Source organism: Micromonospora sp. NPDC051924 (assembly GCF_055586005.1).
Genome location: NZ_JBVJJA010000088.1, coordinates 1 through 15,136 on the forward strand (window position 1 = coordinate 1; position 15,136 = coordinate 15,136).

General features: G+C 68.4%; 17 protein-coding genes and 2 pseudogenes. 6 read left to right on the forward strand and 13 right to left on the reverse strand.

Features of this window, described 5'->3' with window-relative positions; genetic code table 11:
• Positions 1-328: 328 nt before the first annotated feature.
• The gene (locus ACZ6S5_RS33950) at positions 329-1,624 is read right to left on the reverse strand and encodes an alpha/beta hydrolase family protein (RefSeq protein ID WP_466006385.1); all 1,296 of its coding nucleotides are present in this window, start codon (positions 1,622-1,624) and stop codon (positions 329-331) included.
• 426 nt (positions 1,625-2,050) lie between these two features.
• On the opposite strand from ACZ6S5_RS33950, the gene ACZ6S5_RS33955 reads away from it, so the two are divergent.
• From ACZ6S5_RS33955 to ACZ6S5_RS33970, 4 genes and pseudogenes are all read left to right on the forward strand, one after another.
• Positions 2,051-3,298: a sensor histidine kinase gene (locus tag ACZ6S5_RS33955; RefSeq protein ID WP_466006386.1), complete on the forward strand. Its 1,248-nt coding sequence runs from the start codon at positions 2,051-2,053 to the stop codon at positions 3,296-3,298.
• The gene (locus ACZ6S5_RS33960; protein WP_466006387.1) at positions 3,286-3,921 is read left to right on the forward strand and encodes a LuxR C-terminal-related transcriptional regulator; all 636 of its coding nucleotides are present in this window, start codon (positions 3,286-3,288) and stop codon (positions 3,919-3,921) included. The genes ACZ6S5_RS33955 and ACZ6S5_RS33960 overlap by 13 nt, the downstream gene beginning before the upstream one ends.
• Before the next feature lie 102 nt (positions 3,922-4,023).
• Positions 4,024-4,302, forward strand: a pseudogene (locus ACZ6S5_RS33965) (maleylpyruvate isomerase N-terminal domain-containing protein); the annotation flags it as partial.
• Positions 4,295-4,537 (forward strand): DinB family protein, encoded by a 243-nt coding sequence (locus ACZ6S5_RS33970; RefSeq protein WP_466006400.1) that lies wholly within the window; start codon positions 4,295-4,297, stop codon positions 4,535-4,537. The pseudogene ACZ6S5_RS33965 and the gene ACZ6S5_RS33970, both read left to right, overlap by 8 nt.
• Positions 4,538-4,554: 17 nt before the next feature.
• On the opposite strand, the gene ACZ6S5_RS33975 is transcribed toward ACZ6S5_RS33970, so the two are convergent.
• Both ACZ6S5_RS33975 and ACZ6S5_RS33980 read right to left on the reverse strand, forming a co-directional pair.
• The gene (locus ACZ6S5_RS33975; protein ID WP_466006388.1) at positions 4,555-4,947 is read right to left on the reverse strand and encodes a GNAT family N-acetyltransferase; all 393 of its coding nucleotides are present in this window, start codon (positions 4,945-4,947) and stop codon (positions 4,555-4,557) included.
• A gap of 220 nt (positions 4,948-5,167) precedes the next feature.
• On the reverse strand, positions 5,168-5,353 hold the full coding sequence (locus tag ACZ6S5_RS33980; RefSeq protein ID WP_466006389.1) for a hypothetical protein: 186 nt from the start codon (positions 5,351-5,353) through the stop codon (positions 5,168-5,170).
• A gap of 34 nt (positions 5,354-5,387) precedes the next feature.
• Between ACZ6S5_RS33980 and ACZ6S5_RS33985 the strand changes: the two genes are divergently transcribed.
• A complete protein-coding gene (locus tag ACZ6S5_RS33985; protein ID WP_466006390.1) occupies positions 5,388-5,528 on the forward strand; it encodes a hypothetical protein in 141 nt (46 codons plus the stop codon).
• Positions 5,529-5,562: 34 nt separating this feature from the next.
• On the opposite strand, the gene ACZ6S5_RS33990 is transcribed toward ACZ6S5_RS33985, so the two are convergent.
• From ACZ6S5_RS33990 to ACZ6S5_RS34025, 8 genes are all read right to left on the reverse strand, one after another.
• Positions 5,563-7,023, reverse strand: a complete 1,461-nt coding sequence (locus ACZ6S5_RS33990; RefSeq protein WP_466006391.1) for an SDR family NAD(P)-dependent oxidoreductase — start codon at positions 7,021-7,023, stop codon at positions 5,563-5,565.
• Between the two features lie 641 nt (positions 7,024-7,664).
• The gene (locus ACZ6S5_RS33995) at positions 7,665-8,525 is read right to left on the reverse strand and encodes a class I SAM-dependent methyltransferase (protein WP_466006392.1); all 861 of its coding nucleotides are present in this window, start codon (positions 8,523-8,525) and stop codon (positions 7,665-7,667) included.
• A 2-nt stretch (positions 8,526-8,527) separates the two neighbouring features.
• The gene (locus ACZ6S5_RS34000) at positions 8,528-8,731 is read right to left on the reverse strand and encodes a cold-shock protein (protein ID WP_073838002.1); all 204 of its coding nucleotides are present in this window, start codon (positions 8,729-8,731) and stop codon (positions 8,528-8,530) included.
• A gap of 189 nt (positions 8,732-8,920) precedes the next feature.
• Positions 8,921-10,348, reverse strand: coding sequence for a DEAD/DEAH box helicase (locus tag ACZ6S5_RS34005; protein ID WP_466006393.1), 1,428 nt, complete (start codon positions 10,346-10,348; stop codon positions 8,921-8,923).
• 567 nt (positions 10,349-10,915) lie between these two features.
• On the reverse strand, positions 10,916-11,152 hold the full coding sequence (locus ACZ6S5_RS34010) for a hypothetical protein (RefSeq protein WP_466006394.1): 237 nt from the start codon (positions 11,150-11,152) through the stop codon (positions 10,916-10,918).
• A 519-nt stretch (positions 11,153-11,671) separates the two neighbouring features.
• Entirely contained in the window at positions 11,672-11,974 is a 303-nt protein-coding gene (locus ACZ6S5_RS34015) for a DUF4193 domain-containing protein (RefSeq protein WP_466006399.1), read from the reverse strand.
• 168 nt (positions 11,975-12,142) lie between these two features.
• A complete protein-coding gene (locus ACZ6S5_RS34020; protein WP_466006395.1) occupies positions 12,143-12,361 on the reverse strand; it encodes a hypothetical protein in 219 nt (72 codons plus the stop codon).
• 174 nt (positions 12,362-12,535) lie between these two features.
• Positions 12,536-12,724 carry a hypothetical protein gene (locus ACZ6S5_RS34025; RefSeq protein WP_466006396.1) on the reverse strand — a complete coding sequence of 63 codons (189 nt, stop codon included), beginning with the start codon at positions 12,722-12,724 and terminating at the stop codon, positions 12,536-12,538.
• Positions 12,725-12,983: 259 nt separating this feature from the next.
• On the opposite strand from ACZ6S5_RS34025, the pseudogene ACZ6S5_RS34030 reads away from it, so the two are divergent.
• Positions 12,984-13,282 (forward strand): annotated as a pseudogene (locus ACZ6S5_RS34030) (transposase); the annotation flags it as partial.
• Positions 13,283-13,583: 301 nt separating this feature from the next.
• Here ACZ6S5_RS34030 and ACZ6S5_RS34035 read toward each other — a convergent pair.
• Both ACZ6S5_RS34035 and ACZ6S5_RS34040 read right to left on the reverse strand, forming a co-directional pair.
• Entirely contained in the window at positions 13,584-14,549 is a 966-nt protein-coding gene (locus tag ACZ6S5_RS34035; protein ID WP_466006397.1) for an acyl-CoA desaturase, read from the reverse strand.
• A 95-nt stretch (positions 14,550-14,644) separates the two neighbouring features.
• A complete protein-coding gene (locus ACZ6S5_RS34040; RefSeq protein WP_466006398.1) occupies positions 14,645-14,848 on the reverse strand; it encodes a cold-shock protein in 204 nt (67 codons plus the stop codon).
• Between the last annotated feature and the right edge of the window lie 288 nt (positions 14,849-15,136).

The following is a 15,136-nucleotide window of genomic DNA, read 5'->3' on the forward strand; positions in this document are numbered from 1 at the left end:
ACATCGACCGCCGCACCTACAAGGCCACCACCAACATCGACGTCGTCACCAACGAACCTTGACAGGCCAGCCACCGGCCTAACTGAACGGCGTTGAGGCTAGCCGTCGGTTGATGACCAGCACTGGCCAGGTCAGGCGGCCGCTCGCGGAGCATCGACGGGTGTCCAACCTCCCTTGCCGAGCACCTGACGGCCCCGTTGGAATTGTTCACGCCACAGACTACGAACGCCCCAAGCGAACGGAGCCGACGTCCGGACTTGGCCGATGAGCGTGAGTCTTCTGCGCGGCTGTTGACTGTTGTCGCGCGGGCCGTTGACGCCTGCGGCCATCACGGCATGAGCAGTCCCCAGTAGGTCGCCCAGGGTAGGAACAGCAGGCCGGCGGCGGCGAGTAGGCCGAGTCGGGTTCGGTCGGCGTGCGTGAGGTCGTGGCGGTGACGTCGCCACGACAGCGCGGTCGCAATGGTGGCCACCACGGCGGCGACGGCGAGGACCTGCAGGACGAGCCAGGGCATCGGGCGGCCGATCAGAACGGGTCCGACGACGTGCGCTGCGGTGGCCATCACGAAGAAGAGGTAGACGAGCAGGCCGAGCGTGGTTGCCAGGCCGGTGGTGGCCAGCCAGCGCGCGGGATGCCGTACCGGTGGTGCGCTGCGGCGGCCACGGATCCGGCGGACGGCGGCGGTCAGCGGGTAGCCGGCGAAGGCCACCAGAAACAGCAGCAGGGCTGCGAGTTGGAGCCAGGGGGACTCATACCAGGCCAGCGGCGTGAGCGTCGGGCTGGGGATGTCCTGGGTCGGCGCCGGGTCGGCGCTTGCGCTGGGGAGGGCGTGCGTCAGGCGGTCGATCCAGGACGCCTCGTAGTCGCCGTAGTTGGCCGGGATTCTGGTGAGCCGGTCGAACCCGCCGTTGGCGGTGAGGTGAAGGTTGTGTCGGACTGTAGGGACGAACCGGATCGTGTAGTGGGTGTTGCCGCCACGTTCTAGCGCCTGCCGGATGATCTGACTGCTCTCCCTCGGGAGGGCTTCTCGGTCAAGTTCACCCCATTGGGCGAGTACCGGCTGGCGTACCTGTTTCCAGGCCGGTGCCGGGTCGAAGCCGGCCTCGGGGAACATGCCGGCGCCGATCGTCATCCGCACGGCGGTCACCCGCATCGTGTGCGTGAAGGATCCGGAGACTCCGGCGTGCCGCAGTTGCTCGTGGTAACCCCATGCGGTTTGGGCGGCCGGGGTGATACCGACCGCGCCGACAGTGATCAGGAATTTCACGTCGGTCGAGCGGTTCGCGGCCAGTGGTGCGACGAACGCCCCCTCGGACAGCGCCCAGATCCCGAGCCGGGCCGGATCGACGTCGGCGCGGGAGCGCAGCAGTCGCAGGCCGGCGAGCGCATCGTCGGCCAGCACTGAATAGTCGCGATGAAACAGGTTGTAGCCTTCGGTCCGTTTGTCGTAGATGAGGGTGACAATTCCGCGCTGGGCAAATGCTTCGGCCGCGAGGCGTAGCTCCTGTCGGCCTCGATTGCCCGCTCCCTCGAGCATGACCATCGCTGGTCGGCGCTGCGTCGTCGACACCGGGGCCAGGACGGTGCCGTGCAGGACCACGCCACCGCTGCCGGCGAAGGACACGTCGGTGGCGGTCAGTCCGTCAGGCGCGGCGTTCGCCGGCGCAGCCGGAAGGACGAGGACCGCAGAGGCGAGTGCGGCAAGAGCCGTCAGCATCCGCGGTAGGAGCCAGGCCCACCCTGGTCTACAGGTGGCGGATCCCCCGGTTCGACCCGTTGCGCTCGTCCGAGCCGTTGTGTGCGGCATCGCATCCGTCCTCTTCAGGTTGTTTGACGCGTCCGGCGGAGCGCCATTCGCGGCATTCACACTCGCCTGCTCGCCTGGCGCGGACCAGGGCCGCCGCACCTGACGTCGTGGGGGTGCAGGCACCTGAACGGATCGGGGTTCCTGCCTCATCGACTCCGACCGGCACGGCACATAGTGTTGATCTCTGTTCGGTAAGGGGCGTCTGAGCTGACGCCCGCGAATACGGCGGGAAGAATCATCACAATGCGGCAGAAACTCATGCGCGCGGCCAATGAGCTCGGGCAGTTGTTGGCCGGTGCGGCCATCGGGCTGGCCGCGCCGTTCCTGCTGTTCCTCACGCTGATCTCGGTGCCGTCGAGCCTTGCGGCGGGCCTGGGCATCCTGGTCTTCATCGTCGCGGTGTGGCTGACTCGTCGACTGGCCGATCTGCAACGCCGCCGGGCCGCTACGGTGCTGGGTGAACCGGTGCCCTCCCCCTACTCACCGTTACCCAAGGGTGTACTTGCCCGGACCCGGACGTTGATCGGCGACGCGGCCACCTGGCGCGATCTAACCTGGATGCTGTGCCAGTTCCCGGTGGGCGTACTGAGTGTGACGCTCGGTCTCGGACTGTGGCTGGCGGCTGCGGAATTCCTGTCCGCGCCGTTGCTGCGGGCACTGCTGCCGGCCCCCACGACCTTCGATCCGGGGGTGCTGGAGATCACCGGCAGGTCCGGCCCCTTGACCTGGCTGATGGTGCCGGTCGGCGTCGGGTTGGTGGTGCTGGCCTACCGCCTGCCCCGGCACCTCATCACCGGTCAGGCCCGACTGGCGAGTGCGCTGCTGGGACCCACATCCGCAGCCCGGCTGTCCGCACGGGTGGATCGGTTGACCGCCACCAGGGCCGCTGCCGTTGACGCGTCCGCCGTAGAACTACGTCGCGTCGAGCGTGATCTGCATGACGGCGCGCAGGTACGCCTCGTCGCGGCAACCATGAATCTCGGTATGGCCGAGGACGTCGTCGACGCCGATCCAGCCGGCGCCAAGGCCCTGATGGCCGAGGCGAAGGCCAGCGTTGGCGCGGCCCTCACGGAGCTCCGTGACCTGGTGCGCGGCATCCACCCGCCGGTGCTGGCCGATCGGGGCCTGATCGGGGCGGTCCAGGCCCTGGCGCTGCAGCTGGCCAGGGGCATTCCGATCGAGCTGGATCTGTGGCTCGACCGACGGTTGGCCGCGCCGGTGGAGTCGGCGGCGTACTTCGTCATTGCCGAGTCGCTGGGCAACGCCCTCCGGCACAGCGGCGCCCAGCGCATCCAGGTAACCGTCGCCGACAATGGGTACGCGCTGCACATCACCGTCCGCGACGACGGTCACGGTGGCGCCGACCCGTCACGCGGGACCGGGCTGCGTGGTATCCAACGGAGGTTGTCCGCGTTCGACGGAACCCTCCGGATCACCAGCTCTCCGGGCGGGCCTACCGTGCTAGACATGGAGTTGCCATGCGGGTCCTGATCGCCGAAGATCAGCTACTGCTGCGTGACGGGCTGATCCGGATGATGACCGCGTACGGCTTCGACGTGGTAGCCGCCGTCGACGACGGTTCGCAACTGGTCGAGGAGCTCGTCTCGCTCCGGCCCGACGTCGCCGTGGTCGACGTGCGGCTACCGCCCACCTTCACCGACGAAGGGCTGCGCGCCGCCATCGCCGCCCGCGCCGAGATACCCGGGCTGCCCGTCCTGATCCTCTCCCAGTACGTCGAGCGGCTCTACGCCCGTGAACTGCTCTCCGACCGTGCCGGTGCGGTCGGATACCTCCTCAAGGACCGGGTCGGCAACGTACGCCAGTTCATCGACGCGATTCGTCAGGTCGCCGCCGGCGCGACGGTCATGGACCCGGAAGTCGTCACCCAACTGCTACACCAGCGCGACACCCTGGCCGCACTCACCCCACGAGAGCGGGACGTGCTCCGCCTGATGGCCGAGGGACGCACCAACGCCGCGATCGCCGAACACATGGTCATCACCGAAAAGTCGGTCAGCAACCACATCAACACGCTCTTCGCCAAACTCGGCTTACCACCATCAGGCAGCGGCCACCGCCGGGTACTCGCCGTGCTGGCCTACCTCGACCAGTAAACCGGCCCGACGGCAGGATTCTGAAGCCGCCCATCTCACAAACACCACGACTGCTGTTCCAGTGCGCCAGCTTGGCGTGTTAGCCGGGGAAGCCACGCCCCCGTGACTGCCAAGTCACCCACTCTGCCGACCCCGTGCCCAGACTATGACGTGGCGGCGCTCACCGATCACTTGGTCGGATGGCTGCGGATGTTCGCCGCCCGGGCCACCGGAGTGGACTATCACGACGACCCGAACTCATACCGATGCGGTGCCGATCCGGCCGTCGAATTCGCCAGTGCGGGCCGGCAGGCGGTCGCGGCGTTCCGGTCCGGGGCTGCCGACCGGCCGTTGCGCATGATCGTCCGAGCTGCCCGGCGCCATGGTGCTCGGGATGATGTTGATCGAGTACGTCGGGCACGGCTGGGACCTCGCGGTCGCGACAGGCCAACCGGTGCCGTACACCGAACTAGAGGCGCAGGCGGCGTTCGATGCGGCCCGCGGCATGTTGATGCCCGCCTACCGGGGTCCAGGCAAAACTTTCGGCTACGAGGTCGAAGTCGGCGCTGATGCGTCCGCCGTGGACCGGCTGGTCGCCTTCATCGGCCGGAATCCCGACCCAGGCCGCATTTCATAACCTGAAATCGCCGGTCGCTACCTGATCGGTAGGCGGCGCATTGCGATGTAGGTCGGTCCGCCGGGCACGAGGGGTAACGCGTCGTCGACGACGGTGAAGCCGAACCGTTGATAGAACGCCACGTTGTCCGGGTCGGAGGTCTCCAAATAGCAGGGGGTGCCGGCGCGGTCGGCATGTCGAAGTCCCGTGGCGACGAGCCGGGATCCGTGGCCGTGGCCCTGGTGGCTCGGACGTACTCCGAGCACGACGAGGTACCAGTGCGGCTCGGTGGATGTGCGCGTGCGGCGTTGGACCCAAGGCGCATGAAGGCGGGGAAGGAGCGGGGCGCGGCGATCATGGTCTGGATGAGTGCCGGCGCGGCCCTCGCCTGCCGGGTGCCGGTCCAGGGGAACGCGCCCGGAGGCAGCCAAACCGCGACGGCGGCCATGGCACCGGCATCGGTACCGGCGTACACGGAGTCGAATGGGATCGCGTCGCGCACGGTGGCTTCGAAGAACGGACGCAGTGCCGGCAAGCGGCGCCGAGGGTCAGGGAAGACGTGGCGGAATGCCGGGTAGGCGGCGTGGCTTGCGACTAGCACGTCCGCTCCTTGCCGGTGCTGCCCGCGGCGAAGGCGGATCGCGCCGGCGTTCACGGCGCAACCTCGTCGCCGACAATGGTAGGGGTGGCCAGGTTCGCGGTGCGGGCGCGGTGGGCCAGCCACTCGATCAGCGGCGCACCGACCGCTGTGGGGATGAGCCAGCTCAGCCGCGCATACCAGGCCACGGCACCTTCAGCGTTGTCGGTGCGAAGGATCGACGTGATCTGCTCGTCCACGAGCCCATGGTGGCAGACGAGGGCGCTAACCGGAATGCGGGACATCCGCACATGCCGCGATCCGGCGGACCGGGTCACGACCGTCCATTTCGACATCCGCTACGCCACGCTGATCGGGCCACCGCAGTTTGGACCTGTGGTGGACGGGGCGACGGTGCTGACCGTGTCGGCCTGAGCCTGGGCGGCCGACGGCGGGGTGGGCGCGCCGATCACCAGGCGCAGGGCGCGTAGTCCTTGAGGAAGCAGCCGTACAGGTCTTCGCCCTGTTCGCCGCGGACGATCGGGTCGTAGACGCGGGCCGCGCCGTCGACCAGGTCCAGCGGGGCGTGGAAGCCGGCGTCCGCCAGCCGCATCTTCGTCGGGTGGGGCCGCTCGTCGGTGATCCAGCCGGTGTCGACGCTGGTCATGAGGATGCCGTCGGCCAGCATCTCCTGGGCGCTGGTCCGGGTCAGCATGTTCAGCGCGGCCTTGGCCATGTTGGTGTGTGGGTGCCCTGGCCCCTTGTAGCCGCGGGCGAACTGGCCCTCCATCGCCGACACGTTCACCACGTACTTGCGGCGGGCGGTCGCTGCGGCCATCGCCGGTCGCAGCCGGCTGACCAGCACGAACGGCGCGGTCACGTTGCACAGCTGCACTTCGAGCAGCTCGACCGGGTTCACCTCGTGCACCCGCTGCACCCAACTGTTGACCGGGTCGAGGTCCGGCACCAGACCGCCGGCGTCGATGGCGCTGGCTGCCGCGATCCGTTCCGGCGAGGCGGAGCCGCTGGTCAGCGCCAGCGCGGTGAGCGCGTGCGGGGTGATCGCGGGCGACTTCGGTGGGGCGATCAGGCTGCCCGCCAGGTCGCCCCGGCCGGCCGGTTTGGCGAACGTGATCATCTCCGGCAGCGGGCCGTCCGGCAGGGCCGCCGCCTCCGCGGCGACGAGCTGCGCGTACGCCCCGGGCGTGCGGCGGACGGTCTGCGCCGCGTTGTTGATCAGGATGTCGAGTGGTCCCTGGCCGCTGACCGAGTCAGCAAGGGCAATCACCTGGGCGGGGTCGCGCAGGTCGATCCCGACGATTCGCAGGCGGTGGAGCCAGTCCCCGCTGTCGGGCATCGCGGCGAATCGGCGGACCGCGTCGTGGGGAAACCGTGTGGTCACCGTGGTGTGCGCGCCGTCGCGCAGCAGCCGCAGCGCGATGTACATGCCGATCTTCGCCCGGCCGCCGGTGAGCAGCGCGCGCCGGCCGGTCAGGTCGGTGCGGGCGTTCCGGCGCTCCCGGTTGAGCGCGGCGCAGGGCGGGCAGAGCTGATGGTAGAAGGCGTCCACCTCGCGGTAGCGCTGCTTGCAGACGTAGCAGCCGCGCGGATTGTGCAGGAAGCCGGCCGTGGCACCCACGGTGGGGGAGGCGAGCGGGTTGCCCTGGGTCTCGTCGTCGATCCGGCCCGGGGCGCCGGTGGCGGTGGCCGCCGTCACCGCGCGGTCGGCCGCCGCGATGGCATCCCGCCGTTCCTCGCGTCGCCGCTGCTTGATCACCTTGTAGAGCCGCGCGGTGGCCCGCTGCACCCGCACCACGTCGGGGTGATCGGGAGGCAGGTCCTCCAACGCCTCAAAGACGCTGAGACAGGTCTCCAGCCGGGTCGGGTCAATGCCGTATTGACCGGTTTCCGTAATGTTGTCCGCCGTCATGCCGTCGCTGTCTCGTCCCGTTCCCTGCGCCGGATCTACCCGGCCCACCCCAAGTCCGACCCGGAACTGTACGCACCGCACGGCCTCCGACGCATCCCGCGCCTGTTCATCAGCCCGAAGACCGTCGAGGCCAACCTCGCCTGGGTCTATATTTTCAGGTCAGAAGCCCGTAGCCGGAACGCCGGTAACGGGCTTCTTGCCATTTGCCCCGTCAGACCGTGGTGCGTCACCCGACCAGCCATCGGCACCCTGATGACTCGGATGGGCAGTGGGTTCTACTTGATCAAGTGCGAGCGAACCGCGAGGGCGTTGGAGCCGAAAAGCACTCCGCCAGGGCGGCCGACGAACAGGCGGCTGCCCGGCAGGTCGAGCCCCAACAAGGGGCCGAAGGCGATGCTCTCACAGTTGGAACACGACGTAGGCGGGACCTCGTAGCGCCGGGTCAGGCCGGGCTCGACGGGAACAATTCTCCGTCGAGTGGTGGCAGCCGGTGGCGGTTATCTATGAATGTTCACGACCTCGCCGGCCAGCCCCTGTGGGTCGAACAGGTCGAGGCCGTCGCTCTCGGACCGGTTGTCGTAGACCGTCTCAGATGCGGCGCTCGCCCGCACGGCGCCAGTGGCGCGGGCAACAGCTTCGGCTCACTCACGGGTGCGGCAGTAATGGGATTCACGCCGCAGCCGTGTGGCCCGGCCCCGCCGGTCGTCCACCTTGTCGCGTCGTGGCTTGAGCACGCTCGTCAGGTGAAGCTGCGCGTCTTCCGGAGCGCCGCTCATCGGCGCCTCGTACGTCGCCACCCGCTCCAGCCAGTCATGGGCCAGGTGGCCCCGGTCCGGATCGCCAACAAGGACCCGAGCGCCCTTCGCCACGACACGGGCGAGGAACGGCAGCATCCGGGCCGCCACAGACGGGTGGTAGAGCGCGTCACCGGCCAACACCACATCCACGCCGTCAACGTCGCCGTCAAGCAGGTCACTCGACGACAGGGTCAACTCGACGCCGTTGGCGTGGGCGTTGGCGTTGATTGCCGCGATCGAGTAGGGGTCGATATCGTTGGCGGTGACCCTGGCGGCGCCGGCTATCGCCGCGGCGATAGCGACCAGGCCGGAGCCGGATGCGACGTCGAGGACATGGCAACCGGCCACGGTGTCCGGGTGATCGAGGATGTAACGCGCAAGACCCTGCCCGCCGGTCCAGGCCGACGCCCAGAACGGCGGCGGGAGGACGTGGCCCGCCTCGGCTTCGAGTCGTGCCCAGAGGACGATCGCGTCCTCGGCCATGACCAGTCGCACCTCCGGCACCAGCGGCACCGGGGCCAGCCGGAGCCGATCGATGCTGGCGGTCCCGGCCGCGTGCTCGGGGGCGGACAGCGCTTGCAACACCAGCGGTTCGAGGCCGGGAAGGACCGCGGTGTCGGAACGGACCGGCATTCGCCGGTCCGTGGTCTCAGCCACCGCCGTGGCGACGGGCGAGGCTTCGTCGCCACGGCTTGGCAGGGTCAACCTCAGACCAGACGGATGTTGGCGGCCTGAAGGCCCTTCTGGCCCTGCTCGACGTCGAACTCGACCCGCTGGTTCTCTTCCAGGCTGCGGAACCCGCTCGATGAGATGGCCGAGAAGTGGGCGAAGACGTCAGCGCCGCCACCATCCTGCGCGATGAAGCCGAAGCCCTTGTCCGCGTTGAACCACTTGACTGTGCCGAATGCCATGTCATCTCCTTGAGTAGCGGATGGAGCCACGTACGGGCCCTCGGTTGCCGCCGCTGCTGGTCCGGAAGAACCGGCAGGACAAAAAGCGCCTGGCGGGTTAGATACCCACCAGGCGCTGGCAAAGTATGCGACAAACCGAAGGTTGCAACCCGGTGAGGCTAGCACGGGTGCCTCGCACGGTCTTCGCTGTCAGCGCTGACCGCGCCGGCTACCAACCCGCGTGCCGGAAGAGAACGCCGCCGCGCCCCGTGTCGCGGACGTGGTTTCCGCGGCACTCGCCCGACGACTTTCCGAGCCTCTCCCGCGCGCTGCGCTGACGGTCGATCCGCCCGCCGCCGTGCGCGGATCGGGGTGCCGCGTGGCGCTGTGGCCTCGTCCGTGATGCGGCGCCGTCGCCGCTACGGGAGGCGTCACGAAGCGGCGCTCGCCCGGGGCGAGTTCGGTGAGTAGCGAGTCACCGGGCCCAAGCTGGGTGATCGTCGGGTTGATGCCGGCCTGGCGGGTGAAATCGCGCACGTCGGTGACCTGGTCGTCGGTCATCAGGGTGACGACGGTGCCGCTCGCTCCGGCACGCGCGGTCCGCCCCGAGCGGTGCAGGTATGCCTTGTGCTCGGCGGGCGGGTCGGCGTGGATCACGAGAGCTACATCGTCGACGTGGATACCGCGCGCCGCGATGTCGGTCGCGACAAGCGTGCGGGCGTCGCCGGCAGAGAACGCCGCCAAATTGCGGGTACGGGCGTTTTGCGCCAGGTTGCCGTGCAGCTCCACGGCGGGCACTCCCGAAGCGACCAGTTGACTGGTCAGCTTCTTGGCGCCCCGCTTGGTGCGGGTGAATACGAGCGTGCGACCCGGGGCGGCCGTCAGGTCGATCAGGACGGGGAGCCGGTCATTGTGACGCACCCGGAGCACGTGGTGGGTCATCGCGGCGACCGGGGACATCGCCGAGTCGACGCTGTGGGTGACTGGGTTGGAGAGGTACCGCCGCACGAGGACGTCGACGCCCGCGTCGAGCGTCGCCGAGAACAGCAGCCGCTGGGAGCGGGGCGGTGTCCTGTCGAGGAGTCGCCGTACGATCGGCAGGAAGCCCAGGTCGGCCATGTGGTCCGCCTCGTCGAGCACCGTGACCTCAACGGCGTCGAGGATCGCGTCGCCGGTCGAAACGTGGTCGGCGAGCCGGCCGGGACAGGCGATGAGGATATCGACCCCGGCACGCAGTGCACCGACCTGTGGCCGCGCGCTAACCCCACCGAAGATCGTCAGGGTCCGCAGCGACAGCGCGGTGGCCAGCGGTGCGATCGCCGCTTCGATCTGGGTCGCCAGCTCGCGAGTAGGCGCCAGGATGAGCGAGCGCGGACGGCCGGGCAGCCGAGGAGACGTGGCGGCCGAGAGCCGGGCGAGGACCGGCAGAGCGAAGGCGTATGTCTTGCCCGATCCCGTCCTGCCACGACCCAGCACGTCGCGTCCGGCGAGTGAATCCGGGAGCGTCGCGGCCTGGATCGGGAACGGCGTGCTGATGCCCGCCTGCTTGAGCGCGGCGACCAGGCGGCCGGGCACGCCGAGGTCGGCGAAGGATGTGGCTGGGACAAGGGGTGTCTTGCTGGGGCGGCGTGCCGCCATGGGAGTCTCCGAACGTGGAAGGGGTCGCCCTGCACGGCGCTGACCGATTGGTCGCGGCGCGTGGTGGTCGACATCAAGGATGCAGGCCGTGGTCGGAACCGGCGGACTGGTTGATCAATCTGCCCGCACCCGGGCCCAGTCCGTACACGATGGGCTTTTTGGGTTAGGGTTCGACGGGCCGAGCGAGACGGATCCGCCCTCGGCGGGCGGCCGGGTGCGCACGCTCATTTTCCGCACCTGGCTTGCATGTGCGAGCGGGTGAATCGCGCGTTGGCGCGCAAACTTGGAGCAGCTCTTGACTGATGTAACCGCGCATGACTCGAATTTGTTCCGTGAAGCATCGGGAGCAGATGCGCCTTTCGACCACACACCTGCCGTCGACGCGAGTTCGGCTGCGATGACCCGCCTGCGCACCCCGTTCCGTGTCGAGGGTGACGCCGACCGGAAGTCGACGACCGCGCCCATTGCCGTTCGTTAGGCATCACGACGCCACGGAGCCCAGTCGGTAAGGGCTACCACGCGTGTCGGTGCGACGCGTCGCAGGTATCGACGTCCTGTGCAGGTGGATCAGCACGTCTCCACGACTGGACCACCAAATGGGGCGGTGGCGGTGGACCGCCGCTCGGCCTTGCCCGCGTACGTTGTCGCGTCGGCCATCCTGATCAACGTGTCCCCGTCGAGGGTGCTGCCGCCACCCGCGACGGCCGGACCCATCGTGGCCCGGTCGGGGGTCGCCCCAGTGCAACAGCGCACGGTGTAGGCGCCGCCCGTCTCGGTGCCGGTGATGAGAGTCGGACAGCTCATGACATGACCTGCTTGGGGTCTGACTGGATGGCTGGGAGGTACGTGCGCCGGAAGCGGTCGAACGTGGTCGCCGTCGGCGCGCTGTTGAATCGCTTCGATCGGTCCGTGGATGTTCTCGCCGGACACCTGCTCAGAAGGCATACGTGGCGTCGCGAAGGCGGCGCTCCGCGGATGCGTCCTGTTCTGGCCCGGTCAGGTCTCCCAACTCTCGTCCACAATTTGTGGGTTTCCCGATCACACTGACCGTCTTCCCAAGATCATTATGGTTCGTCTCTCCGCAGTGCTATACGGTCAGCAGGTGAGAATCGAGCGTCACTGGTGGACCGGGGTCCGCGGGGGCGTCGCGACGTCTACATCCGCACCGACGGCCAGCGATGGGAAGTAGAGGCACAGACCGGCGGCATCGCAGGCCGGTCGAAGCTACACCCCTGTCCGAGTCGGGCGTCGGCACAGATCCTCGCCAACGCGTGGCTGGGTGGTCGTCCCGAGTGGCGGGAACTGGCGACCTGACAGTGGACGTCAGAGGCACTCCTGGCAGACCTCCCGGCCGTCGGGCTGCGTGGCGGCCTGACTGCGATGGTGCACCAGGAAGCAGCGCGCGCATCGAAACTCGTCCGGCTGCACCGGCACGACAGCCACGGTCAGTTCCTCGCCGGACAGGTCCGCGCCGGGCAACTCGAAGTTCTCGGCAGCCTCGGCCTCGTCGAGGTCGACTCTCGCTGACTGCGACGCCGCGCCGCGCGCCTTGAGTTCCTCCAGGCTGTCGTCTTCAACCTCAACAGCGGGTCGGCGCGGTGCGTCGTAATCGATTGGCCTGCTCATCGTGATGGCCTCTCCGGCTTGGATCGTGGGTGTCACCACGGTAGACCGCGGCTCATGTCGTGGCGCTCAAGCGAGCGGTGGAAGGGTAGCGCTCGCCCTTGGAGGGGAGGGGCACCATAGGCAGTGATCGCCATCCCAGCGGAGAATTGTGGTGGGTGTTGGGATTGGTCATCGGGCCGCGGGGCGGTCACTGCCCGCGGTTGAAGTTGGATCGGCGTTGGTGTTTGCCGCATGCGCCGTGGACGGAATCGGGTGGTGGTGTTCGGCCAGGCCGGTGGCGAGCAGGTTGACCAGGAAGCGGGCAGCCGGATGCGGCGCACGGAGTCGCTGGTCTTGGGCGGGCGGATCGCCGTCGACCTCGTGGCGCTCCGACTGGCGCTGTTGCATGAAGGGCTCATCAAGATCACTCGGCGAAAGTCTTCCTGCAAGGTTGAACTTGCCACACAGCCTTGATCTCTAGAATCGCGGCAAAAGCGTGCTTGAGCTCTCCGGTGGCCGGTTGGCTGCCCTGCCGCCGTCTGGAACGTCGTGACGGAAGATCTCTGGCGCCGGAGCCGCTTTCTACACCGGGCGAATGATTTTCCGGCGCATCCGGGGCATCCGGACACCGCTCTTGACGACTCGCAGTCCGGCATCGGCCAGCACGGCGTCGAAGGCCTGTGTGAACTTCGAGTCCCGGTCACGAACCAGGAACCTGGCCCTGCTGTCCACGTCTTCAAGGTCCATGACGAGGTTGCGCCCGAGCTGCACGACCCATGCTGCGGGGGGGGTGTGCGGTGGCGGCGCCCAGGATCCGAATGGGCCGGATCGGGTGCTCGATGACCGCGAAGACGTACAGGCGGGCCGCGGTCAGCGTGCAGGTCTCGAAGAAATCGCAGGACAGCAGCGCCGCCTGGCTGCGCAGGAAGTCGGCCCAGGTCGTGCTCTGCCGTTCCGGTGCGGGCGCAACGACGTGCTCCCGCAGGATTTCCCAGACGGTCGAGGCGGCGACCTTTGATGCCCAAGGCCCGAGTTCGTCCCGTTCCTGGCCTACGACGTGGAGATCCGCAAGGTCATCTGCAGGACGAACGTGATCGAGAGCGTCAACGCGCGTATCCGCGAGGCCGTCCGCGCGGGCACGTCCGCAGTGAGCAGGCCGCGCTGAAGTGCGTGTACCTGGCGCTGATGAGCCTCGACCCCACCGGGGTCTGCCGCCGCCGGTGGACCATGCGCTGGAAAGCACCGCTGAACGCCTTCCAGATCGCCTTCGAAGGGCCGGCTCACCCCGGCCACCGACTGACTTCCTCAACAACCAAGATCAGCCGTTAACTTGACACTCCCGTAGCCGTCGACCGCCCCTCGGACACCAACCGATGTGATGCTGTGAGGTCGTCGGCGGCCGCCTCATGAGGCGCCGCAGCCTGGGTCGGGGGCGGGATCCGCGGTTTCCAGAACCAGCCTCAGTTACGCCGCTCGGCAGCTCGACGCTGATCAGAGGCACAGCCCGAGGCGGTCGTGCGGTCCATGATGGGAGAACTTCCCGAAGGCAACCTCAGTTGGCCTCGATGTCCGACCCTTCACAGACCAGCACCAGTGCGCGGACATACGGCCACCGCAGAAGAGCGCAGCCCTACCGCGTGCGCTTCGCGTCGAGCCGTTCGGGCACCGGCCAACGCACGTCGCGGGCCAGCCGGAGCTTCTCGAAGATCCAGATGAGCCGGGCGGCGGGGTCGAGCTGGCCGCGCAGGACGCCGTGGCGGGCTCCGGTGGGATCGGCGTGATGGGAGTTGTGCCAGCTCTCGCCGAAGGAGAGGATCGCCAGGGGCCAGAAGTTGGTGGCCCGGTCCTTGCTGACGAAGGGCCGGTCGCCCACGACGTGGCAGATGGAGTTCACCGACCAGGTGACGTGGTGCAGCACGGCCATGCGGACCAGCCCGGCCCAGAAGAAGGCGCTCAGCGTGCCCGCCCAGGTGCCGGTGACGAGGCCGCCGATCAGGGCGGGCGTGAGCAGGGACACCGCGACCAGTAGCCCGAAGAGGCGGTCGACCACGCGGATGTCGCGGTCGGCGAGCAGGTCCGGGGCGAAGCGGGACCGGTTGCTCAGCTCTCGCCGGAACATCCAGCCGATGTGGGCGTGGAACAGGCCCTTGAGCACCGCGCTGACGCTGGTGCCGTAGCGCCAAGGCGAGTGGGGGTCGCCTTCGCGGTCGGAGAAGGCGTGATGGCGGCGGTGGTTGGCGACCCACTGGGTTGGCGAACCCTCGACGGCGAGCGATCCGGCCACGGCCAGCGCGATGCGCAGTCCGCGCCGCGCCTTGAACGACCCGTGGGTCAGGTGGCGGTGATACCCGGCCGCGATGCCGAACCCGCTGATCAGATAGGTGGTGATCGCCAAGGTCAGGTCGACGCCGGACAGCCCCCAGCCCCACGCGACCGGCATGGCGGCGAGGAGAGCGATGAACGGGGTGACCACGAAGATCCAGATCGCGACCGCACCTGCTCTGGTCTGCGGCGCGGCGAGCAGCGGCTTGGGTTCGTTAACGGTGCGGGGGCCATCGAGGCGATCGACGACGGCCGGCGGACTGGTCGCGCCCATGCGACTCCTGTCTGAGTTTAGGTGGTGGGGTTCGTGCTGGCCCGTTAGCGACATGGCCGGGAGCCCGACGGGTTCCCGGTCATGATCACGATTGCTCAGAGGACGCGTACGCCCGCTGCCTGCGGGCCCTTTTGGCCCTGCACGATGTCGAACTCGACCGGCTGGCTCTCGGCGAGGCTGCGGAAGCCGTTCGACTGGATCTCAGAGAAGTGGACGAAGACGTCGGCGCTGCCGTCGTCGACGGAGATGAAGCCGAAGCCCTTGTCGTCGTTGAACCACTTCACGGTGCCCTGTGCCATATGTCTCCTCCTTGCGAGTGGGAGCCGCACCCTGCGGCTATCCGAGCCGTTTGCCCCGGCGGCCACATCCGCCCCAAGAGGAAGACGAAAGCACCCGCTCTACCTGATCCGCGGATGTCAAAAGATCAACTACTGAAACACGCAAAATCACGACCTGGAGAAATAAACTCTCCCACACCTGCCCTTATTCCCGCGCGGGAGCCGGTGCAGCAGCGCCGCCAGTAGCGCCCGATGAGCCGGTTCGAACCGGATCTTCTGTCCGCCGAGGTGACGCTGCAGCACCGCGAG